Origin of the sequence: Truepera sp., assembly GCA_032027045.1 — a bacterium.
Taxonomy (GTDB): Bacteria; Deinococcota; Deinococci; order Deinococcales; family Trueperaceae; genus JAAYYF01.
Map to the genome: position 1 here is coordinate 2184608 of JAVSMU010000001.1, position 21758 is coordinate 2206365.

Here is a 21758-nt window from a genome sequence, read left to right on the forward strand (position 1 = left end):
TCAATCGTCCTCGTCGGCGTCGGCCAGCGGCAGCCGCACCCTGAAGACGGTGGCGCCCGGCCGACTGCTCACCTCTATGGACCCATGATGGCGCTCGGCCACCTGGCGGGCGATCGCCAACCCCAGGCCGGAGCCGCCGCCGGGGCCCTTGTAGAACTTCTCGAAGATCCTCTCCAGCGACTCGGGCGCTATCCCCGGCCCGTCGTCGGTCACGCTCACCACCGCCTCGGCGCCGAGCACCTCGAGGCCGAGGACCACGCCCTCGGGCCCGCTTGCCGCCCTGACCGCGTTGGCGGTCAGGTTGCGCACGAGCTGCATGAGGCGTTGCGGGTCCCCGAGCACGAGGGCAGGCAGCCCGCCCGTCACCGCCACTCCGGGGAACTCGTCGGCCACGTGGACGAGGACGTCGCTGCGGAGCTCGACCAAGTGCGGGTTGGGGTCCACGATGAGTTCCCCGCGCGAGAGTTGGAGCAGGTCCTCCACCAGGCGCGCCATGCTTCCGGCGACGCGCTGCGCGTCCATGAGGTCGTCGCGCGCCTCCGGCGTGGTGCGCCTTACCGCGCGGTCCAGGAAGCCCCTCAGGCTCGTGAGCGGCGTCCGCAACTCGTGGCTGGTCTCGGCGAAGAACACCCTCTGGGAGTCGAGGGCCTCGCGCAGCCTGCCCACGAGCCCGTTCAGCGCGGCCGTCAGCCGGCCGATCTCGTCTCGCGGCCCGTCGTATTCGATGACGTCCAGCCGCTCGGGCCCGAGTGTGGACGCCAGCCGCGCGAGCCGCGTGAGGGGCCTGAGCGAGGCTGCGGCCACGGCGTAGCCGACGAGCAGGCTGACCACCACGAGCAACACGGCGGCCACGAGCAGGTTGCGCGACAGGTCTGTGAGCAGCGCGCCGATATAGGAGGGATCCGTCAGCACCGCGACCACGCCGAGTTCGAACGGCGCCAGCGCCGCTTCCATCTTCTTGCCGCCGATGGTCCCGCTCCAGGAGGTCGGCACGCCCATGCCGCTGATGACGTCTGCGGCCGGCAGCGCCATCTCCGCGCGCTCGAACTCCGGGCGGCTCGCCACGAGCAGGTGCCCGCTAGGGTCGTAGACCTGCAGCACCACGCCGCCGGTCGGGCCGCTGAGCGTCGTGCTCGCGCTGCCCTCACCAGAGTTGTAGAGGTTGGCCACCACCGCCGCGTCGCTCTTCAGGGCTCGCCGGACCTCGGCGTAGAGGCCGCCCCTAACCACCTCGTACGCCACCACCATCGTCAAGCCTGCCAGCGACGCGGTGGCGGCCGCGGCCAGTAGCGCGACGCGCCACTTGAGCGCTACTCGGGGGGTCTTCAGGAGTGGCAATGGCGGAGCTTAAGCGGGCGGCGCCTCAGGACTTGAGGGCGTAGCCCACCCCCCGGACGGTCCGGATGACTCCGTAGCCTCCCGCGTCGCGCAGCTTGCCCCGGATGTTGGCGATGTGAACGTCGACCACGTTCGAAGACGGCGGCAGCTCCTCGCCCCACACGTTGTTCTCGATCTCCTTGCGGCTATACACCCGCCCCGGCTGACCCGCCAGGTAGTGGAGCAGCTCGTACTCGCGGGGGCTGAAGCGGATCTCCTCGGCCACCCAGAAGACCTGGCGGCGGGCCGGGTCGATGGTCAGCTCGCCGATCTTCTGCGCCACCCCGAGCGTCCGTTTCCTGAGCTGAACGTTGACGCGCGCCACCAACTCCTCGACGTGGAAGGGCTTGGCGAGGTAATCGTCGGCCCCGGCGTTGAGCATCTCGACCTTGGTGCCCACCTCGTCGGCGGCAGTCAGGATGATTATAGGGATGTTCCCGGTGTGCCGCAGGCGCCTGGCGATCTCCTGGCCACTGATGTCGGGCAGCCCCAGATCGAGGATGACCAGATCGGGGTTGGACTCGCGCACCGCAGTCAGGCCCCGCATGCCACTATCGTAGGCCAGGACCTCGAAGCCGGCGTCCTCGAGCTCGCGCGAGAGGAGGCGCAGGATGTCTACGTCGTCCTCGACGATGAGGATACGTTTGGTCACCATCACTGGATCCTTCCCAAGGGCAGGTCGAGCCACACGTCGCGCTCCTCCAGGAGGAGTTCACGCAGTGAGACCGGGTGATCGATGCCGTCTATCGCCAGCAGCACGTCGTTGCCCCTGTCGGTGATATGGCCCTTGTAGGCGGTTGCGCCCGCAAGGGCGGCCGCCTGGCCACGAAGGTCCTCTCCCGGCGGGAAGATCAACACCCGGACCCGGGTACCCGGCGGCGGGAACTCCCGGAACACGAGGTGTCCGTCCTCGACGCGCGCCGAGACGTAAACCGTGAGCAGGTCAACCGACACGAGCCTCACCTCGGTCCCCTCCGGCATCGCCGGCAGCTGCAACCCTGCCTGCGCGAGCATGAAGAAGAAGGCTAGGCTCATCGGCCCTCCCGGGCGAATCCAGGTCCGGGCCACTTCCGTGTCATTCACAGATGCTACCAGCGGCACGTGATACGCCCAAGGGGCAGCGCTTCAGGGAACCTTAACCGGCACGGCGTTCCTCCAGGACGCACCTCCTCGATTAGTGAACGAAGTAACCCCATGTGGCATAGGCTTCGCGTAATCATGGCGGCAGGATTTTGCTAGGCTGCTCGGAAGGAAACGCATGAGGATGAACCTGGGAGGGGCTCGAAGGGCGAGGCACGCGGCCGTGTTGGCGCTGGCCGTCGCCTTCTTCATAGCGTTCGCGGCTCACACGGCGCACGCCCAAGGTTTCGACGAGAACCGCTACTTCCAACAGTGTTTGCTCTTCGAGGCCGGCGGCGACCTCGAGACCGCGCGGCAGGCGTGCCTGAACGCTCTCCAAGTGAGGCCGAACTTCGCCGCCGCCGAACTGGCCCTCGCCCGGATCGAACTGAAGCTCGGCGACGTGGCCAGCGCCGAGAACCGCCTGCGCCGCGTCCGCGACAAGATCGACACCGCGGAGCCGCTGGTGCTCCTGGCCGAGGCGGCGCTTGCAAGCGAACGCCCGTCCGACGCCGAGGCCCTGCTGCAGGAGGCCGAGGCGCGCCTTGCCCAGCAAGGCAACGTCGAGTTGGAAGGGCGCGTGTCGTTCCTCCGGGCACGCATCATGCAGTCGCAGGGCCGCTTCCAGGAGGCGCTGGACGCCTACCGGGCCGCCATCCTGGGCAACCCACTCGACGCCGATTATCGCCTGGCCGACGCCGCGCTGCGGCTGCGGCTCGGTGAGGCCGCCTCGGCCGAGAAGCAGCTCCAGAGCTACCTGAACTTGACTGGCGACGACCGCAACGCCGACGTGCGGTCACTCCTGGGCCGCGCCCAGTGGGCGCAGGGCGAGTTGGAGGCCGCCAACGGCAACCTCGCCACGGCGCACCAGTTGCGTGGCGCGCGCAACATCGAAGCCCAAGCGCTCGATCTGCGCGCACTGGCGTTCATCGCCTACGCCAGGGGCGACCTCGACTCCGGCGGCCTCGCGCTGCGCGAGTCGCTGAAGCGGGAGAACCTGTCGTCGTTCCTCCGCGGCAACACGCTGCTCTGGCTCCTGCTACTGCTCTTCCTCGTCGGGGCGCACCTCATCGGGGAGAGCCGCATCGCCTCTTCCTCGACGCTCGAAGTGGTGGAGGGTCCGCGCGACTGGAGCGTCGGCCAGGTGTACGGCACGCTCATAGCCTCGCTGCTGGTAGCCCTGTTCGTGACGATCATCTACGGCCTCGTCCGCTACGACAACGTCCTGGCGTTCCTCACGCCGCCGCTTGCCGGCGAGACACGCGCGCTCTTCGTCCTCGTCCTCGCCGTGACCCTGGCGTTGCTGGCATGGCGCCGCGTGCAGGCGAACGGCTTCGACGCGCTGGAGACGCTCCTCGGTCCCGGCCACGTCATCTACGGTTTGGGCTGGGGCATCTTGTTCCTGGCCGCAACCCTGGCGTACTTGCACTACGTGGGCGGCGGGGGCGCCTTCGGCCGCTTCTACCTCGACTACGTGCGTAATACGCCGCTGGTCGTGGCAGCGGCCCTGCTCGTGCCGCTCTCCGAGATCTACTTCCGGTCGTTCGTGATCCCGCCGTTCACGCGGCGCTACGACGCCACCATAGCCACCGTCGGCTCCGCGGCCCTCTACGCGCTCACGTTCGGGACCCCGCTGGTGCTGCTCCTGCCGTTCGGGCTGTTGCTGGCGGACGCCTACCGGCGGCGGCGCAGCGGCTGGGAGGTGCTCGTTGCCCAGCTCACGCTGCACGTCGGCCTGCTCGTTGCCGCCCAGGTGAGTCCTTGGGTACGGGCACTGTTCTATTAGCCGGGCACGCTTACCCGCCTGCCCCCGGCCGCTCGTTCGCGCCGTCGGCACCTAGAACCTCCCGATGCCAATCTTCGCGGTTGACAAACCCCTCGGCATCACTTCGCATGACGCCGTGGCGCGGAGCCGGCGGCTGCTTGGCACGCGCAAGGTGGGCCACGCTGGGACGCTAGATCCGCTGGCCACGGGCGTGCTCGTGCTGTTGTCGCACGAGGCGACCAAGCTCTCCCCTTTCCTCAGCGCGGGCGACAAGGAGTACCTCGCTTGGGTGGCCTTCGGCCTCGGCACCCCGACGCTCGACGCGGAACCGCCTGCCGACCCGGGCGCCTTGAGCCGTGCGGAGCCTCGGGACCTCGCGCGGTTGGGGGCCGCCGACGTCGCGCCGGCCGCAGCCTCCTTCCTTCGAGTGACCACGCAGCGGCCGCCGGCCTACTCGGCGGTGCAGCGGGCCGGCGTGCGCAGCTACGCCGCGGCCAGAAGCGGCGCGGCCGAAGAGCCGCCGGCCCGGCCCGTCGGCTACCGTCAGGTGGAACTCCTGGGCTTCGCGCCACGCCGCGCGGGCCTGCCCAACTCGTTCGCGCGCGTGGCGGAGGGCTGGCGCCCCACGCCGGACAGGGCCGGGTGGACGCCCACGTTGCCTCCCGAGCTGGGCGAGCTGCCCACCGCCCTCATCGCCCTCAAGGTGGCGGCCGGAACGTACATCCGCTCGTTCGCACGCGACCTGGGCGCGGCGTTGGGCGTCCCGGCCCACCTGTCCGGCCTGGTGCGCACGGCGGCCGGCGCCGTCGACCTGACCGACTGCGGCGGCCTCGACGAGCTGGCAATGGCGACGCCGCTCGACCCCGCCGCCGTCCTCCCTTTCCCGCAGTTGCGGCTGGACGCTGCCACCGCCGAGGCCGCGCGACACGGCAAGCAGCTCGACCTGGACATCGCCGGCACGACCGCGCTGTTCGACGAGACGGGCGCGCTGGCCGCCGTCGTCGAGCCGCTGGGCGCGGGGCGCATGCGCTACCTGCGCGTGTGGCAGCGCGACCTCGCGCCCTGAGCCCACCCGCGGGATACTCGGCCGTCCTTGGAGGCGCCCAAGAGGTGCCCCACACTCGCTAGACTCAGGTAACGACCAATGAACCAGCCTGCAATGGGCGCCGGCCGCGGTGGTTGGCGTCAAGCGGCTTCAGGGAGCGACAGATGAACATCGGCATTCCGAAAGAGATCAAGGCCCAGGAGTACCGCGTGGCCTGCACCCCCGGCTCCGTTCATGCGCTCGTCGGCGCCGGGCACCGCGTCGTCTTGGAGGCCGGCGCCGGACTGGGCTCGAGCTTCACCGACGACGAGTACCTTGACGCCGGCGCCGAGTTGGGCACGGCCGACGACGCCTGGGCGCAGCAGCTGGTGATGAAGGTCAAGGAGCCGGTGGCGTCGGAGTACCACTACCTTCGCGAAGGGCTGATCCTGTTCACCTACTTGCACCTCGCGGCTGACGGGCCCCTCACCGAGGCCCTCGTCGCCAGCGGCGCCACGGCCGTGGCCTACGAGACCGTGCAGCTGCCCAACGGGTCACTGCCGCTCCTCACGCCCATGAGCGAGGTGGCCGGACGCATGGCGCCACAGGTCGGCGCCCACTTCCTGGAGCGAGCGCACGGCGGCAAGGGCGTGCTCTTGGCGGGCGTCCCCGGAGTGCAGACCGGGTCCATCACCATCCTTGGCGCGGGCGTGGTGGGCACGAACGCCGCCAAGCTGGCGCTCGGGCTGGGCGCCAGGGTGAACCTCCTCGACGTCAACCACGCGCGCCTGCAGTACCTCGACGACGTGTTCAACGGCCGCGTGCAGACGCTCTCCAGCAACGTGGGGAACATCCGCGAACTCCTCCCGACCACCGACCTGCTGATCGGCGCCGTCCTCATCCCCGGCGCCCGCGCCCCGCGCCTGGTCAGCCGCGACATGCTGAGCCTCATGAAACCGGGCACGGTCATCGTCGATGTGGCAGTGGATCAGGGCGGCTGCATCGAGACCATCCACCCCACCACGCACGAGAACCCCACCTACGAGGTCGACGGCGTCGTGCACTACGGCGTGGCCAACATGCCGGGCGCCGTGCCCAACACGAGCACCAGGGCCCTGTCCAACCAGACGCTGCCGTACGCCTTGCGCCTGGCGGCCTCGGGAACGGCCGCGCTGCTGGACGACCCGGCCTTCCTTAGCGGCCTCAACGTTCACGCGGGCAATATCACGCACCCCGCCGTCGGTCGGGCGCTCGGCGCGGCGACGCAGGACCCCGCGGCCGCGCTCCGGGCTCAGGCCGTGACCGCCTAGACCAAGGCCGGCTCAGGCCATGACCGCGTTGGCCCAACCCGGCCCCGGCCGTAACCACCTAGGCCTACTCCGGCCCCTGCCGGCGGTGGTGCCCCGGCCTCAGCGCAGGCGGCCGAGCGCCTTGCGGATGAGGGCCTCCGCCGGGTCGTCCGGGCCCTGCGCCACGAGTTCCGCAACCACGCCGCGCACCTGCGACTCGCGGTAACCGAGGGCGAGCAGGGCGGCAGCGGCGTCCTCGCCCGCTCCCTTCATCCCGCTAGCGGCACCGCCGGCGCCCAGGGCCAGGAGCTCGTCCGACAGCCGCCCCTTGAGCTCGACGACGATCCGCTCCGCGGTGCGTTTGCCGACGCCCGGGGCGCTCGTGAGCAGGCCGGGGTCTGCGTTCACCACCGCGGTCACGATCAGTGGCACCTGCAGGTGCGAGAGCAGCGCCAGCGCCAGCTTAGGCCCGATGCCCCCCACCTCCAACAGGCGCCTGAAGAGTTGCAACTGCTCGTTCATGTGGAAGCCGTAGAGGCTCGGCTGCTCGTCTCTCACTATGAGCTGCGTGCGCAGGTGGATGGTCTCCCCCACCGCGCAGCGAGCCAGTGTGGAGCTTGGCGCCAGCACCTCGAGGCCAACGCCGCCCACCGCCAGCGTCACGCTGACCTCGCTGATCTCGGCCACCTGGCCGTCCAAGAAGGCGATCACGGTTCGTCGAAGAGGGGCGCGAAGAGCGAGTCGTAGCCGACGTCGCCAAGGTTGGCGCAGGCGGTCAACCGCATGGCGTACGCCAGCTCGGCGGCGAGGTCGGTGAGGTCGCGGTCGCCCTCGACCACCACCAGCTCGGCGCCTACGGCGAGGTACCGCAGCACGTCGACGCCGTCGCGCACAGGTCCCCCGGCGGCGATCGTCACCATGCCTCCTACGGCGTCCACCACCTCCGGAAGCAGCTCGATCGCGGCCGGGGCACCGACGCGCCTCCCGAGGCCGCCACTCACGACGACCCCGTCGGTCCCCGCCTCGGCGGCGACCTCCGCATCGGCCGCCGACGCCACCCCGAACAGCCACAGCGGGCAGCCGGCCGCCGCCCTGAGTTCGGCGAGGTCCTCCCGGGAAAGCGGGCGCCACTCCACGCTCCCGAAGGGTGCGCCGTCGGCGAGGGGCGCCAGATCGATGCCCACGGCGGCCACGCGCTGCGCAGCCAGGAGCTTGACCTGCGAGAGCAACTCGGCCATCCCGCGCGGCTGCATGACGGCGAGCGTGGCGGCGGCGGGGTGCCTCTCGCCGCGCGTAAGCGCCACCTCGGCGGGCAGCGCGATCAGCTGCGTGCCTGCCACGCCGTCACCGCGGCGCCGGCGCGGCACGATCGGCGAGGACAGCGCGAGCCCGAAGGCATGAGCGGCCATGTCGACGCTCGTCACGTCGTGCAGGCCGCGCGGGAGGAACTGATAGCCGTCCAACGCGGCGAAATCGCGCTGTGTCACCGCTCGATGATAGCAAGCCTGCGCCCGCGGAGCCCGCGAGGGGAGTGGCGCCGGGGCCGTCTGGTAACATCGCCGCCGTGTCCGAACTGATCTCCGTACGCGGCATCGACAAGAGCTTCGGCGCCGTCAAGGCGGTAGCCGACCTGAGCTTCTCGGTCTCGTCGGGCGAGGTCTACGGCCTCCTCGGGCCCAACGGAGCCGGCAAGACCACGACCCTGCGCATCCTCGCCACCCTCCTCACGCCCGACGCCGGCGAGGCCACCATCGCGGGCCACGACCTGAAGCGTGAGGGGGAGGCCATCCGCAGCACCATCGGCGTCGTCAACGGCGGCATGGGCCTCTACGACCGCCTCACCGGCCGCGAGATCCTCCACTACTTCGGTGGCCTTTACGGCATGAAGCGCGCCGACATCGACCGCCGCATCGAGGAACTGGACGAGCTCCTGCAACTGGGCGACACGCTGAGCCGGCGGGCCGGCGGCTACTCGACGGGCATGAAGCAGAAGATCGTGGTGGCCCGCGCCGTGCTGCACGACCCGACCATCATCTTCTTCGACGAGGCCACCAGCGGCCTGGACGTCGTTGCCCGCCGCGCGGTCATCGATTTCGTGAAGGCATACCCGAGCGCCGGCCGCGCCGTCATCTACTCCACTCACGTCATGGGCGAGGTGGAGGAGCTCTGCGACCGCGCCTGCATCATCTACCAGGGCCGCAAGATTGCCGAGGGCACCGTGAAGGAGCTGGCGGCGGCGGGCGAGGGCAAGGGTCTCGAGGACGCGTTCTTCCAGCTCATCAAGCGCTTCGACCTGTCGACGGGGGCGGCGGCGTGAGGCCGGGGATCATCTCCCGCCTGGCGCGCAAGGAGATCGTCTCCACGCTGCGCGACACGCGCGCCATCGTGTCGAACCTGCTCATCCCCCTGCTCCTCGTTCCGCTGATGATGCTGGGCCTGCCACTCTTGCTGGGCGGCCTCTTCGAGCGCGAGCAGGTGACCGTCACCGAGGTGGGCGTGGTCGGCCTGGAGAACGCGCCCGCCAAGCTGCTCGAGGCGTTCAAGGCAGGCAACCTCGGGCTAAAGCCGGTCGACGACGCCACCCAGGCCGTGCAAGACGGCACCGTCACGGTTGCCGTAGTCGTGCCGGACGACATCGAGCGGCTCATCACGTCGGGCGGCAGCGCGCAGCTGGAACTCGTGTCCAAGGTCGGCAACATGAAGAGCGAGCTCAACGCCTCCAAGGTGCAGCAGGCGGTCAGCGCCTACCAGTCGGAGATCGTGGCGGCGCGACTGCAGTCGGCCGGCCTCGACACGGCCGTCTTGCATCCGGTGACGGTGAAGACCGTCGATGCCAGCAGCAAGGCCGAGCGCAGCAGCGGCCAGCTCTCGTGGCTCATCCCGTTCTTCATCGCCATCTGGACGCTCACGGGCGGGCAGATGACCGCCATCGACGCCACGGCGGGCGAGAAGGAGCGGGGCACCCTCGAGGTCCTGCTCGTCGCGCCCGTGCGCCGCTCGGAGGTGGTGGCCGGCAAGTTCATCGCCACCATGCTCTTCGGCCTCAGCGCGGCGACCATGGCGATCGTCGGCTTCTTGGTGGGCAGCCTCGTCATGCAGAGGGTGTTCGTGCCCCGCCTGGGTGACCAGGCCGACTCGATCGTGAGCGTCATGGGGGGCAGCATCGCCGTCGGGCCCCTCGCGATCGTCCAGCTCCTCGTCAGCGCGGTGCTCCTGGCCGCCTTCGTGTCGGCGCTCCTGCTCGGCGTGGCGATGTTCGCCCGCTCGTTCAAGGAGGCGCAGAGCTACGTGGCGCCGCTCTCGTTCCTCTTCATCCTGCCTGCGGTCGGGCTGCAGTTCAAGGACCTCATCGGCGTGTCCGACTCCGTCTACTACGTGCCAGTACTCAACACCTTGCTGCTAATGGACAACGTCGTGCGGGGCACCGCCGTCGGCAGCGAGATGCTCGTCACGTGGGCGGTCATGCTCGTGGCCGTCCTCATCTTGTTACGGTTCGCGCTCAGGAACTTCCAGCGCGAATCGGTGATCTTCAGGAGTTGAGGTCGTCGGTGACCGACTGGCGGTAGGGCGTGTCAGCGCCGCCGCTGCCCGGCAGGCGACCGTAGAGCACCGCCAGCTCGCGGAGCTGCGGCGCCACCCAGTAGGGCACGTCCGCCCAGTCGAACCGCCAGCTCCAGTTGCCCGAGGCGCTCCCCGGGGTGTTCATGCGCGCCTCGCTCCCCAGTCCCAGCACGTCCTGCAGGGGAGCCACTGCCGTTTCCGCCACGGAGGCCTGTGCCAGCCGCACCAGTTCCCAGGCCACGTTGGCGTCGTCCCTGGCCAGGTAGCGGCGCAGCATGTCGCGCTCGGCCTCGGAGGCCGTCTCGAACCAACCCACCGTCGTGTCGTTGTCGTGCGTTCCCGTGTAGACCACGCAGTCGCGGTCGTAGTTGTGGGGTAGGTAGGGGTCGTCGGCGTCGCCGGCGAAGGCGAACTGCAGCACCTTCATGCCGGGCAGGCCGTTGCCCAGGCGCAGCTCGTCGACGTCCGGCGTGATCACCCCGAGGTCCTCAGCCACGAGGGGCAGCCGGCCCAGGGCCGCTGCCAGCGCGTCGAACAGCGCCTGCCCGGGACCCGGGCGCCAGCGGCCGTGCTCCGCCGTCGGCTCCGAGGCCGGGATCTCCCAGTAGGCTGCAAATCCCCGGAAGTGGTCGATGCGCACCGTATCGACCAGCTCGAGGGCCGACCTCACGCGCGCCACCCACCAGGCGTAGCCGTCTTGCGCCATGACCTCCCAGCGGTAGAGGGGGTTGCCCCAGCGCTGGCCCGTCGCCGAGAAGTAGTCGGGAGGCACGCCGGCCACGACGGTCGGGCGGCCGTCGGCGCCCAGGTAGTACTGCTCGGGGTGAGCCCAGGCGTCGGCCGAGTCGAGCGCGACGAAGATCGGGATGTCGCCCAGCACGGCCACGTCCCGCTCGTTGGCGTACGCCCGCAGGCGCAGCCACTGCGAGTAGAACCAGTACTGCCATAGCTCGTGCTTGGCCATGGCGGGGGCCAGTTCGGACCCCGCGCGCGCCAGCGCGCCGGGGTCACGGTCGCGCAGTTCGTCGGGCCAGTCCGTCCAGGCGCGGCCGCCGTGGCGCTCCTTGAGCGCCATGAAGAGCGTGTAGTCGGCAAGCCAGCCGGCGTGCCTGGTCGCGAAAGCGGCCACCGCCCCTCGCTCCTCCGGCGTGGCCTTGGCCTCGAAGCGCTCGGCCGCCAGCGCCAGGAGCTGAAGCTTCTTGGGGATGAGCCCCCCGAACTCGACCGCTTCGCGCGGCAGGGCTCTAAGTGGCGCGAGCTCGTCCGCCGTCAGCAGGCCCTCGCCCTCCAGCTCGGCGAGGTCTATCAGGTAGTGGTTGCCCGCGAAGGCGCTGAAGCACTGGTAGGGGCTATCGCCGTAGCCCGTAGGGCCCAGCGGCATGACCTGCCAGATGCGCTGTCCGGCCGACTCGAGGAAGTCGACCCACGCGTACGCTTCGCGCCCCAGCTCGCCGATCCCGTGGGGTCCGGGCAAGGACGTGGGGTGCAAGATGACCCCCGCGCGCCGCGCGCCTAAGCTCATTCGTTCCACGCCTTGCCGAGGCCCTTGGGCGCGACCGAGCGGCCCACGAAGCCCGCCAGCACGAGCATGGTGAGGATGTACGGCAGGCTCTGGACGACTGTGGGCGGCAGCAGCTTGCCGCCGCCTAACAGGACCTCCGTGGCCTGGAAGGCACCGAAGAGCAGCGTGGCCCCCAGCACTCCGAGCGGGTGCCACTTGCCGAAGATGAGGGCCGCCAGTGCGATGAAGCCGCGGCCCCCGGACATCTCGCTGATGAACTGGTTGAGGTTGCCTATCGACAGGTAGGCGCCTCCCAACCCCGCCAGGACGCCCGAGAGCATGACGCCGGTGTAGCGCATGCGGGTGACGCTGATGCCTAAGGAGTCGGCGGCCTCGGGATGCTCGCCCACGGAGCGCAGGCGCAGGCCGAAGGGCGTCCGGAACACCACGAACCACACGACGGGCACGAGCAGAAACGCGACGTAGACCAGCACGCTGAACTTGAGGCTGGGGACGCCGAACAGCATGAACTCGGGCAGGCGGTTGCGAACGGTATCGGAAGTGGCCGTGTTGTGGTACAGGCCCATCAGGACGACGGCGGGGATGCCGAGGCCCATGAGGTTGATGGCCGTGCCGGAGATGATCTGGTCGGCCTTGTACTTGATGGAGACCAGCGCGTGGATGCCGGCGACCAGGGCGCCCAACCCCATGGCAGCCAGCAGGCCGAGCCACGGGGCGAACCATACGCGGGCGTTGGCGTTCGCGGCCAGGTAGGGCGCCTCCACGAGCTGCGTGACGATGGCGGCGGCCATGGCGCCGAAGAGGATGATGCCTTCCAGTGCGATGTTCACGATGCCGGACCGCTCGCTCATGAGGCCGCCGAGGGCTGCCAACAGCAGCGGCGTCGTCGCGCGGAGCATCGACGAGGCGAGGGCCAGCAGTAGGACGACGTCCACGTCAGACCTCCTCGGCGTGCGGGGGAGCTTCGGCGACCGGGCCCTCGCGTCGCTCGCGCCAGTTGAGTGGGTCGAGCAGCCGCGCCGGCAGGAAGCCTCGGGCGGCGATGAACAGCACGACCAGCGCGAGGATCATGCTGACGACGTCACGGGTGAGCTTCGGGAACGTGATGTTCAGTACGGAGCCGCCGTACTTCAGGACGCCGAACAGGAAGGCCGACGCCACGATGCCGACCGGCTGGTTGAAGCCCAACAGGGCGACGGCGATGCCGTCGAAACCGTCGGTGGTGGGGATCGACTGGCGCAGTGAGTAGTCTTCCAGCCCGCCCCCCAAGACGTAGTGCGTGGCGGTGAGGCCGGCGAGCGCCCCGCTGATGGACATGGCCAGGATCGTGTTCCTGGCGATGCGCGCGCCGCCATACTGCGCGGCGCGGGGCGCGAACCCGACCGCCCTCAGCTCGTAGCCCCAGCGGGTCTTGAAGAGGAAGACGTGCACGAACACCGCCATGAGTATGGCGAGCAGGAACGACAGGTTGAGCTTGGTCGGCGGGATGGCCGTCGCCAACCCCGCCAGCCCCAGGAGGGCGCCGACCCCGTAGGCCAGACCCCCCACCACCAGCGCGCCGACTATGCGAGCGGGCCAGCGGCGGAAGCGCTGGAAGCGCGGCAACAGGAAGAGGGCGAGAAGGGCCGCGAGCGGGGCCAGAACCGCAGCGTAATCGATCTTGACCACGTTGACGCCGCCGCCCTCGATGCCCAACACGGCGGGGAGCTGCGGAATGCGGGCCCCCATGCTGAGCGGCTTGGACTTCGGCTCGTTGCCCGGCACCTTGAACGGCATCTGAACGGTGACGGGAGCGTCACCCTCCCGGGGTAGGCCGGCGACCACCGAGGCGCCGAGCAGCACCACCGCGCCCACGGCGAACGCAACTCGCGGGGCCCTGGCGATCACGCGCCTGACGGGCTTCACTAAGGCCAACACGATCATGAGCAGCACGAACACGCCGATGACGCTCAGGATGCGCAGCGACGCGGCGGCGAAGACGTTGCCGGCCGACAGGATGAAGAGCAGCGCCGACGCGGCCACGAAGTTGAGCAAGATGGTGTTGATGACCTCGTTGGCGCCGAAGCGCGCCTTCAGCCAACCCGGCAAGGCGCCCCACAATCCCCCGCCGAGAGCGGCGGCGAGGATGGCGAGGGGCATGACCACGATCTTGGGACCCGGGATGTAGATGCCCGCGAACATGGCGAAGATGGCGCCCATGACCATCTGGCCGGGGGCGCCGATGTTGAAGAGGCCCGCCTGGAAACCGAACGCCACCGCGAGCCCGGTGAAGATGAGCGGCGTCGAGAACTTCAGCGACTCGGCGAAGCCGTTCACGGTGCCGAGGGAGTCGTGGAACATGGAATAGTACGCGTACCAGAGGGTGTCGAGCCGCCCCACGAGGGTATCGAAGATGCCGCCGACCTGGGCCGCGGAGCCCATCGGCGTCGGTTGCAGCACCAGGATCACGACGGCCGCCGCCAGCAGGGCCAACATGATGGCCGTGGCCGGCACCGCGGCCGCATGGAGCAGGCGATCGACGAACTTCGACGCCGCGGGCAGGATGCGGCTTCCGAAGAGGAGCGCGAAGCCGCCGGTGACGAGGGCGAGGAATGCCGTGAGGCCGAAGCTGGCGTTGGTGTAGGGCAACCGCCTGATCACCAGGCCGGCGTCGTCCACCACGGCCAGGTTCTCGGCGAGGCTCCGCTCGTCGACCGTTGCCAACGCGGCCTGCAGTTTGTCGACGTCGTAACTGGGTTTCGGTTTGAGGGTGGCGTTTCGAACCTCCCCCACGAAGGCTTGGAAGCGTGCCTCGTCGACTGACGCGGTGAAGTGGCTCAGGCCCCAACTCGTGCCCACGACGAGGACCAGGCCGCCCAGCAACCACGCCAGTTGCCGCGGCCGCTGCCGCAGGGCGCTGCCAGCGCCGACCATGGCCAGCCCCGCCAGGGTGAGGACCAGCACCGCGCCCTGCTGAGGCAGGTCGACGGGCTGGGTGCGGCCGGTGAAGTCGACGACGCGGTTGGGCAGGAGCACCAAGGAACTTCGGGCGCCCGTCTCGCGGTTCACCGCGGCCCACGGCGCGAAGACGACTGCCAGCGCCGTCAGCGCCACCAGCACCACAACTGCCACGCGTTCGTTCACGGGCGCCATCATACGTTCCGCCGGCGCCGCCGCTACGGGGTCGGGTCGGTCGGCGAACGCTCAGCGCTTGACGAGCAACCCCAGCCGGACCAGCGACGCGAACGCGGCGGTCTCGTCCGCGCCCTCGGCGCCCGGCGCCAGCTCGAGCAACTGGTGGCGGTAGCCGGCCTTAAGGACCGCCGCACGGATGCGCTTGAGGTAGTTGCGCGCCTCCTCTCGGTAAGCCCGCACCTCTTCGGGCCCCACGGGCAGGCGCTCGCCCGTCTCGACGTCGTGGAGCTCCAACAGGCCTGCGGGGGGGTCGAGCTCCTGGGCGGAGACGACCTGCAAGAAGCCGACGTCGAAGCCCCGCGCCCTGAGCGCCACGAGGCTGGGCTCGATGGGGACGTCCTCGAGCAGGTCGGAGACGACGAGCACGAGGGCGCGCCCTTGTACGGTGGGCAGGCTGGTCGCGAAGCGCACCAGGCCCGTCAGGGGGCCGACGCCGGCGCCTGGGAGCGGAGGCGCGGAGTCGATGAAGCGCCACGTCTCGAGCATGCCCAGCCGCCCCCTGGCGCGTGGGGTGGAACTGCCGTCCAGCAAGTGGACCTGCGTGGGGGCGTCGCGTTGGGCGACGTAGGAGAGTAGGCGCACGAGCGTGCGGGCGTAGTCGAGCTTGCCGCCCTGGGCCATGCTCATGGTGGTGTCGAGCACCAGGTGCAGGCGGACGGCGCGCTCGGCCTGGTAGAGGCGGGTGTAGAGGCGCCCGGTGCGCGCGTAGACGCGCCAGTCCACGTACCGCAGCTCGTCACCGGGCTGGTAGGGCCGGAAGTCGTGGAACTCGACGCTCTGCCCCGGCTCCAGGGCGCTGCGCTCGCCACCGACTCGTGACAGTGCGCGCGACGCCAGGGCGTAACGGTCGAGCAGCGCCCGCGTTCTACCCGCCAGCACCCCTCAGCCGCCCTTGTCGACCTGCTCCAGCACTTCGCGCAGCAAGAAGTCGGCCGTGAGCCCCTCGACCTCGGCCTCGAAGCTGAGCAGCAGCCGGTGCCTCAGGGCCGGGCCGGCGGCGCGCCGCAGGTCCTCGAGTTCCACGTGCGGCCGGCCCGCCGCCAGCGCGTACCCCTTGGCCGCGAGCGTGACGGCCTGGGCCCCGCGGGGGCTGGCACCCAGCCGCACGAGCTTGTGAGCGTGGGTGGCCTCGACCAGGCGCACCACGTAGTCGAGGGCCGATTCGGCGATGGGCACGGCCCGGAGCATGGCCTGGAGCCCGAGCAGGCGCTCCTTGCTGATGACGGGCTCGAGCGCCGTCTCCTCGCCGCCGGTGGTGATGAGCAGGATGCGCTGCAAGGTGGCGGCGTCCGGCCGCTCGATCAGGATCTTGAACAAGAACCGGTCCAGTTGGGCCTCCGGGAGCGGGTAGGTGCCCTCCATCTCGAGCGGGTTCTGAGTGGCCAGGACCATGAACGGCTCGTCGAGCGCGTAGCGCTTGCCGGCGACGGTGACCGCGCGCTCCTGCATGGCCTCGAGCAGGGCCGATTGCGTCTTGGGGGTGGCGCGGTTGATCTCGTCGGCGAGGAGCACGTTGGTGAACACCGGCCCCGGCTGGAACTCGAAGCGGCTCTGCTGCCCCGCGTCTATGAACACGTTGGTGCCCGTGACGTCGGCGGGCATGAGGTCGGGGGTGAACTGGATGCGCGAGAACGCGAGCGCGCAGACGTCCGCGAACGTGTGCACGAGCTTGGTCTTGCCCAAACCCGGCACGCCCTCGATGAGCACGTGACCGCGAGCCAGGGCCGCTACCAGCAGGTCCTCGACCGTGCGCTCCTGGCCCACGATGACGGACGAGACCGTCCTGACGAGTTCATGGAAGTCGCGGGCGAAGTCCTCGCCCGTCAGGCGGGCGGTGCTGGTGCCGGCGGTGGTGCTGGGGGTGACGGCGTCTGACATGGTTACCTCGAATGCCGCAGGCCTCGGCGCTGGGCCGGAGGGCGCGGTGAGTAGGGGGAGTATAGCCGCGGCGCCAGCGATCTCGCGTCCTGCCTCGTCAATTGCCGCGCGGTCCTGGGCTTGCGGTTAGACTTGAGCGCGTATGAGACCGGCTTACGGGCGTGTGACCCTGCGGCCGCTGGAGGAGTTCTCCGACGCCGACTGGCGGCGGCTGCAGAGCCACTTCCGCGACCCGGAGATCGCCTACCTGAACGGCACGCCGCCAAACCGCATGCCGTTATGGCTCCTGAAGCGCCTGCTGAAGACCGACGCTAAGCGCAACGACCGCGCCACCTTCGGCATCTTCGACGAGCGCGACGAGTACATCGGCACCACGGAGCTCTACGACGTGCGGGGCGACCAGGGCACGCTGGGGATAATCATCGGCGAGCGCACGCATTGGGCCGGCGGCTACGGCCCCGAGGCCATGCACGCGCTTCTCGGCTACGCCTTCGAGGTCCTGGGCCTGCACACTGTGCGCCTCAACACGTTCGGCGACAACGTGCGTGCCCAACGCGCCTTCAAGAAGGTCGGCTTCCACGAGGTCGAACGGCGCGTCGACGCGACGGGGCGCGTAGACATCCGCATGAGCCTGCCGCGCTCGGACTGGCACCCGGGTTCCACGCCTCGCGTGCTGGGGCCCTCGAAGGCGGGCCTCGTCTGAGTGCCGGCCGCCGCGCAATGTCACCTGCCCTCGCCCCCTCAGTAGCTCTCGCTCCCTCACTCACTCTCGCCCTCGAAGTAGTTCTTGACCGCGCGTGCCGCCGCCGGCCCGACGCCCGCCACCGCGGCGAGGGTCTCCAGGTCCGCGCCGCGGAGTTCGTCGAGGCTCGAGAAGTGCGCCAGCAGCGCGTCGCGGCGCTTGGGCCCGATCCCGGGCACGTCTTCGAGCAACGACCGCGTTGCCGACTTGCCGCGGCGTTGCCGGTTGTAGCCGACGGCCGTGCGGTGCGCCTCGTCGCGAACGTGCATGAGTAGCCGCAGCGCGGGGTGGCTCAGGGGCACGAGGACTTCCTCCCCCGCTTCCGTGATGAGCGTCTCCTGCTTCTTGGCCAGGCCCACGAGCGGCACCTTCATGCCGGCCTCCCGGAGTGCGCGCTTGGCGGCGGTCATCTGCCCCTTGCCGCCGTCGATCAGGAGCAGGTCCGGGGGCGGCAGCTTGTCGGCAAGCGCGCCCGTGAAGCGCCTGTACACCACCTGATGCATGCTGTAGAAGTCGTCCGGCTTGTCCAGGTCGCGGATGCGTACCCGCCTGTAGTCGCTCTTCTTGGAGCGGCCGCCCTCGAACGCGACGATGCTCGCCACGGTGTGAGTGCCCATCAGGTTCGAGATGTCGTAGCCCTCGATGCGCCACGGCGGGTTCTCCAGCTCCAGTAGGCGCTGCAGCTCGCCCACGCCCGGCGCCTCGCCGCGCCTCTCGAGCAGTGCGATCTCGGCCTCCACGCCGGTAACGGCGTTGCGGTTCGCCAGTTCGACCAACTCGAGCTTCTCGCCGCGCTGCGGCACCCTCACCTCGACCTTCTTGCCCGCGCGCGCCGCGAAGAACTTGTGCCACACGCCCAGGTCGAGGTCCGAGGGCGGCAACAGCACGAGCGGCGGCAGTTGCGTGGCCAGGCCGTAATAGTCGCCCATGAAGCGTTCCAGGATCTCGCCGTCGGTGGCGTTCTCGGCGTTGGTCATGAGGCGCTTGTCGCGCCCCACCACGCGCCCGTTGCGCATCTGGAACATCTGCACCATGGCCAGGTCGCCCGCCTTGGCCACGCCCAGGAAGTCGAGATCGTCGGCGCCGGTCTGCACGATGCTGCTGTCGTAGCCGGTGATGCGTTGCAGGGCGTCGAGGCGGTCGCGGTAGGTGGCGGCCAGCTCGAAATCGCGACGCTCGGCGGCGTCTCTCATCTGCCCCTCGAGCCGTTCGACCACGTCGGCTACCCGGCCCTCCAGGAAGGCCTTCACGTCGACCACCACCTCCGCGTAGGCGACCGGGTCGGCCCAGCCCATGCACGGCGCGAAGCAGCGGCCCATGTGGTAGCGCAGGCACGGCCGCTTGCGCCTCTCCATGGGGACGCCGCTGTTCTTGCGCAGCTTGAAGACGCTGTAGACAAGGTCGAGGACCTGCCGCACGGCCCCGGCGCTCGGGTAGGGCCCGTAGTAGATGCCGCCGTCCTTCACCACCCGCCGCGTGAAGATCAGCGTCGGGAACTCCTCGTTGGTGAGCTTGAGGAACGGGTAGCTCTTGTCGTCCTTCAGCAGCACGTTGTAGTGCGGCTGGTACTCCTTGATCAGGTTCGCTTCGAGGATGAGCGCCTCGACCTCGCCTTGCGTGACGATGAAGTCGAGGTGGTGCGCGGAGTGCGTGAGCAGCCGGGCCTTCTGGCCTGCCTGGCGCCCGAAGTAACTGCCGACGCGGCTGCGCAGGTTCACGGCCTTGCCCACGTAGAGGACGGTTCCGTCCTCCGCGTGGAACAGGTAACAGCCGCTCGATGTCGGTAGTACCGGCAGGTCGCCGCGCTTCACTACTCGATTCTACGGTGCGTTGGGCGCGGGCCCGGTTGTCGGGCGCCCGCTCAAAGGTCGAGCATCATCGTCTCGGGGTTCTCGAGCAGGTCGATCACGCGGCTGGTGAACAAGGAGGCCTCGGCGCCGTCCACCAGGCGGTGGTCGAACGACAGGCTCAGGTAGAGCATCTGCCGCGCCACTATCGAGTCGTCCTCCAGCACCACGGGGCGCTTCTTGATCGAGTGAACTCCCAGGATGGCCGCCTCGGGAACGTTGATGATGGGGAACGAGAACAGCCCGCCAAGGCTGCCGATGTTCGTGATCGAGAAGGTGCCGCCCTTGAGTTCCTCGATGGTGAGCTTGCCGGCCTTCGCCACCTCGGCCAGGCGGTTGACCTCGGCTGCCAGCTCCATGATGGTGCGCTGGTCGACGTCGCGCAGCACGGGCACGACCAGGCCGGCGTCGGTGGCGACGGCCATGCCGAGGTTGTAGTAGCGCTTGCGCACGATCTCGCCGTTCACGTCGTCGAGGCTGGAGTTCAGTGCCGGGTATTCGGACAGCGCCGTGGCCACCGCCTTCATCACGAACGGCAGGTACGAGAGCTTCACGCCACGGGCGGCGGCGCGAGGCTTGAGCTTCTCGCGGAGTGCGACCAGGTCGGTGACGTCGGCCTCGTCCACGTGCAGGGTGCGCACCGCGTGCAGGTGCGAGGCCACCATCTGGTTGGCTATGACGCGCCGCAGACCGCGCAGCGGCACCCGCTCCTCGAGTTCCTCGTAGCCGGCGGGCGTGTGGTAAGCCACCGGCGCCGGCATGCCGGCCATGCCGGCCACGCCGGCGGCCGCGGGCGCGGCCCGGTGGTCGCGGACGTCCTCGACGCGCACGCGGCCGTGCGGGCCACTGCCCACGACCTGCTCGACGTCCACCCCGAGTTCGCGCGCCAACTTACGGGCCGCGGGCACCGCCAGCACGCGCCCGAACGCCCCGCGAGCGGCGGGCTTGACCGCCGGCGGCGCGGGGGCCGGCGCTACGGCCGCACTGCCGCCCGGGGCGCCGCGCCTCAACTGTGGGAGCGTCTCGTTCGCCCCGCCCACGCCGGGCTTGAAGAGGCTCAGGCGCTCACCCTCGTCCTCCTCGACGGCCCCCGCGGCAGGCTCCACTATGGAACGCTCCTCCGCCGCCTGGACGTTGAGTGCCCGCTTCGGACCGGCGGCGGCGCCGGCGGCCTCGGTGGGCGCCTCGGCGTCGGAGAAGAGGGCGATGGCGCTGTTGACCTGCACCACGTCCCCCTCGGCGGCCAGATGTTTGATGAGCACGCCGGCGTAAGGGCTCGGCAGTTCCACGGTGGCCTTGTCGGTGAGCACTTCCGCCACCGGTTGGTCGTGCGCGACGGTCTCGCCCTCGGCGACCAACCAGCGGATGATCTCGCCCTCTACGACCGACTCGGCCAGTTCTGGAAGCCGTAACTCTCTAGCCATGCTCTACTCCTCGTGGGCCGCGGCGCCAGCGGGGCGCCCAGGCGGCGGTCGTCAGTAATCGAGCACGCGCTGGACTGCCTTCATGATGCGCGCGGGGCTCGGCAGGTACTCGCGGTCCTGAGCGTAAGGGTAAGGGGTGTCGAAGCCCGTCACGCGCAGCGGCGGGGCAAGCAGCTGGTCGAGTAGCTGTTCGGCGATGGTGGCGGCAACCTCGCTCATGACGCTCACGCTGCGGGGCGCCTCGCTTACGAGCACCACGCGGCCGACGCGAGCGACGGCCTCGAGCACGGTCTCCTCGTCCCACGGCGATAGCGACCGGAGGTCGATCAGGTGAGGCGAGAAGCCCTGAAGCGCCAGCTCGTCCGCGGCGCGGGTCGTCTCGGCCATGGAGCCGCCGTAGCTCACGAGCACGACGTCGTCGCCGACGCGCCTGACGGCCGCCTTGCCGATCGGGATGAGGTGCTCGACGTCGTCATCCAGCTCCTCCTTCACGGCGCGGTAGAGGCGCTTGGGCTCGAGGAACACCACGGGGTCCTCGTCGCGGATGGCGCTCCTGAGGAGCCCGCGCGTGTCGGACGGCGTGGAGGGGAAGACGACCTTGAGGCCGGCCGTGTGAACCAGGTGCGCTTCCGGGCTCTGCGAGTGGTGGTGGCCGCCCCGGACGCCGCCACCGGCCGGCATGCGCACCACCATGGGGGCGGTGAACTGCCCGCCGGAGCGGTACCGCAGCTTCGCCACCTGCGATACCAACTGGTCGAAGCCCGGGAAGACGTAGTCGGCGAACTGGATCTCCGCCACGGGGCGCAGGCCGTGCACGGCCATGCCCAGCGCGGCGCCGATGATGGCCGCCTCGGAGAGCGGCGAGTCGATCACGCGGTCGGGACCGTACTTGTCGAAGAGCTTATCGGTGGCGAGGAAGACCCCACCCCGCTTGCCCACGTCCTCGCCCACGACGACGACGCGCTCGTCGCGCGCCATCTCCTCGTCGAGGGTGCGCGCGATGGCTTGAACCATTGTCATGGCGCTCATCAGAGAA

19 protein-coding genes are annotated in these 21758 nt (G+C 69.9%); 6 read left to right on the top strand and 13 right to left on the bottom strand.

Annotated elements, in window-relative coordinates:
* From ROY82_10035 to ROY82_10045, 3 genes are read right to left on the bottom strand one after another with little or no spacing between them, the layout of a single operon-like run.
* Complete coding sequence (locus ROY82_10035; GenBank protein MDT3682794.1) at nt 1-1338, bottom strand: HAMP domain-containing sensor histidine kinase; 1338 nt, start codon at nt 1336-1338, stop codon at nt 1-3.
* A gap of 25 nt (nt 1339-1363) precedes the next feature.
* Entirely contained in the window at nt 1364-2032 is a 669-nt protein-coding gene (locus tag ROY82_10040; protein ID MDT3682795.1) for a response regulator transcription factor, read from the bottom strand.
* Nucleotides 2032-2412 carry a hypothetical protein gene (locus ROY82_10045; protein MDT3682796.1) on the bottom strand — a complete coding sequence of 127 codons (381 nt, stop codon included), beginning with the start codon at nt 2410-2412 and terminating at the stop codon, nt 2032-2034. The genes ROY82_10040 and ROY82_10045 overlap by 1 nt, the downstream gene beginning before the upstream one ends.
* A 223-nt stretch (nt 2413-2635) precedes the next feature.
* On the opposite strand from ROY82_10045, the gene ROY82_10050 reads away from it, so the two are divergent.
* From ROY82_10050 to ald, 3 genes are all read left to right on the top strand, one after another.
* Entirely contained in the window at nt 2636-4282 is a 1647-nt protein-coding gene (locus ROY82_10050) for a hypothetical protein (GenBank protein MDT3682797.1), read from the top strand.
* Nucleotides 4283-4346: 64 nt separating this feature from the next.
* A complete protein-coding gene (truB, locus tag ROY82_10055) occupies nt 4347-5327 on the top strand; it encodes a tRNA pseudouridine(55) synthase TruB (protein ID MDT3682798.1) in 981 nt (326 codons plus the stop codon).
* 143 nt (nt 5328-5470) lie between these two features.
* A complete protein-coding gene (gene ald, locus ROY82_10060; protein ID MDT3682799.1) occupies nt 5471-6595 on the top strand; it encodes an alanine dehydrogenase in 1125 nt (374 codons plus the stop codon).
* 99 nt (nt 6596-6694) lie between these two features.
* Here ald and ruvA read toward each other — a convergent pair whose 3' ends face one another.
* Together ruvA and ROY82_10070 are read right to left on the bottom strand one after the other, a co-directional pair.
* Nucleotides 6695-7285, bottom strand: a complete 591-nt coding sequence (gene ruvA, locus ROY82_10065; protein ID MDT3682800.1) for a Holliday junction branch migration protein RuvA — start codon at nt 7283-7285, stop codon at nt 6695-6697.
* Nucleotides 7282-8061 (bottom strand): alpha-hydroxy-acid oxidizing protein, encoded by a 780-nt coding sequence (locus ROY82_10070; GenBank protein MDT3682801.1) that lies wholly within the window; start codon nt 8059-8061, stop codon nt 7282-7284. The genes ruvA and ROY82_10070 overlap by 4 nt, the downstream gene beginning before the upstream one ends.
* Nucleotides 8062-8138: 77 nt before the next feature.
* Between ROY82_10070 and ROY82_10075 the strand changes: the two genes are divergently transcribed.
* Both ROY82_10075 and ROY82_10080 read left to right on the top strand, forming a co-directional pair.
* The gene (locus ROY82_10075) at nt 8139-8891 is read left to right on the top strand and encodes an ATP-binding cassette domain-containing protein (protein ID MDT3682802.1); all 753 of its coding nucleotides are present in this window, start codon (nt 8139-8141) and stop codon (nt 8889-8891) included.
* On the top strand, nt 8888-10114 hold the full coding sequence (locus ROY82_10080; protein ID MDT3682803.1) for an ABC transporter permease subunit: 1227 nt from the start codon (nt 8888-8890) through the stop codon (nt 10112-10114). Before ROY82_10075 ends, ROY82_10080 begins: the two co-directional genes overlap by 4 nt.
* Here ROY82_10080 and malQ read toward each other — a convergent pair.
* The 5 genes from malQ to ROY82_10105 are packed head-to-tail and all read right to left on the bottom strand — an operon-like array spanning nt 10104 to nt 16709.
* Entirely contained in the window at nt 10104-11657 is a 1554-nt protein-coding gene (malQ, locus tag ROY82_10085) for a 4-alpha-glucanotransferase (protein MDT3682804.1), read from the bottom strand. The genes ROY82_10080 and malQ overlap by 11 nt on opposite strands.
* On the bottom strand, nt 11654-12592 hold the full coding sequence (locus ROY82_10090) for an ABC transporter permease (GenBank protein ID MDT3682805.1): 939 nt from the start codon (nt 12590-12592) through the stop codon (nt 11654-11656). Before ROY82_10090 ends, malQ begins: the two co-directional genes overlap by 4 nt.
* A gap of 1 nt (nt 12593) precedes the next feature.
* Nucleotides 12594-14780 carry an ABC transporter permease gene (locus ROY82_10095; protein MDT3682806.1) on the bottom strand — a complete coding sequence of 729 codons (2187 nt, stop codon included), beginning with the start codon at nt 14778-14780 and terminating at the stop codon, nt 12594-12596.
* A gap of 60 nt (nt 14781-14840) precedes the next feature.
* The gene (locus tag ROY82_10100) at nt 14841-15710 is read right to left on the bottom strand and encodes a DUF58 domain-containing protein (GenBank protein ID MDT3682807.1); all 870 of its coding nucleotides are present in this window, start codon (nt 15708-15710) and stop codon (nt 14841-14843) included.
* Nucleotides 15711-15713: 3 nt separating this feature from the next.
* Nucleotides 15714-16709 (bottom strand): MoxR family ATPase, encoded by a 996-nt coding sequence (locus ROY82_10105; protein MDT3682808.1) that lies wholly within the window; start codon nt 16707-16709, stop codon nt 15714-15716.
* Between the two features lie 142 nt (nt 16710-16851).
* Between ROY82_10105 and ROY82_10110 the strand changes: the two genes are divergently transcribed.
* Entirely contained in the window at nt 16852-17412 is a 561-nt protein-coding gene (locus ROY82_10110; GenBank protein MDT3682809.1) for a GNAT family N-acetyltransferase, read from the top strand.
* 56 nt (nt 17413-17468) lie between these two features.
* On the opposite strand, the gene uvrC is transcribed toward ROY82_10110, so the two are convergent.
* The 3 genes from uvrC to ROY82_10125 are packed head-to-tail and all read right to left on the bottom strand — an operon-like array spanning nt 17469 to nt 21751.
* The gene (uvrC, locus tag ROY82_10115) at nt 17469-19262 is read right to left on the bottom strand and encodes an excinuclease ABC subunit UvrC (protein ID MDT3682810.1); all 1794 of its coding nucleotides are present in this window, start codon (nt 19260-19262) and stop codon (nt 17469-17471) included.
* 50 nt (nt 19263-19312) lie between these two features.
* Nucleotides 19313-20722, bottom strand: coding sequence for a dihydrolipoamide acetyltransferase family protein (locus ROY82_10120; GenBank protein ID MDT3682811.1), 1410 nt, complete (start codon nt 20720-20722; stop codon nt 19313-19315).
* A gap of 51 nt (nt 20723-20773) precedes the next feature.
* Nucleotides 20774-21751: an alpha-ketoacid dehydrogenase subunit beta gene (locus ROY82_10125; protein ID MDT3682812.1), complete on the bottom strand. Its 978-nt coding sequence runs from the start codon at nt 21749-21751 to the stop codon at nt 20774-20776.
* Nucleotides 21752-21758: the final 7 nt, after the last annotated feature.

Bases quoted from the DNA above. Each gene is read 5' to 3' on its own strand.
- ROY82_10040 (MDT3682795.1), bottom strand. From the start codon at position 2,032: ATGGTGACCAAACGTATCCTCATCGTCGAGGACGACGTAGACATCCTG.
- ROY82_10045 (MDT3682796.1), bottom strand. From the start codon at position 2,412: ATGAGCCTAGCCTTCTTCTTCATGCTCGCGCAGGCAGGGTTGCAGCTG.
- ROY82_10050 (MDT3682797.1), top strand. From the start codon at position 2,636: ATGAGGATGAACCTGGGAGGGGCTCGAAGGGCGAGGCACGCGGCCGTG.
- truB (MDT3682798.1), top strand. From the start codon at position 4,347: ATGCCAATCTTCGCGGTTGACAAACCCCTCGGCATCACTTCGCATGAC.
- ald (MDT3682799.1), top strand. From the start codon at position 5,471: ATGAACATCGGCATTCCGAAAGAGATCAAGGCCCAGGAGTACCGCGTG.
- malQ (MDT3682804.1), bottom strand. From the start codon at position 11,657: ATGAGCTTAGGCGCGCGGCGCGCGGGGGTCATCTTGCACCCCACGTCC.
- ROY82_10105 (MDT3682808.1), bottom strand. From the start codon at position 16,709: ATGTCAGACGCCGTCACCCCCAGCACCACCGCCGGCACCAGCACCGCC.
- ROY82_10110 (MDT3682809.1), top strand. From the start codon at position 16,852: ATGAGACCGGCTTACGGGCGTGTGACCCTGCGGCCGCTGGAGGAGTTC.
- ROY82_10120 (MDT3682811.1), bottom strand. From the start codon at position 20,722: ATGGCTAGAGAGTTACGGCTTCCAGAACTGGCCGAGTCGGTCGTAGAG.
- ROY82_10125 (MDT3682812.1), bottom strand. From the start codon at position 21,751: ATGAGCGCCATGACAATGGTTCAAGCCATCGCGCGCACCCTCGACGAG.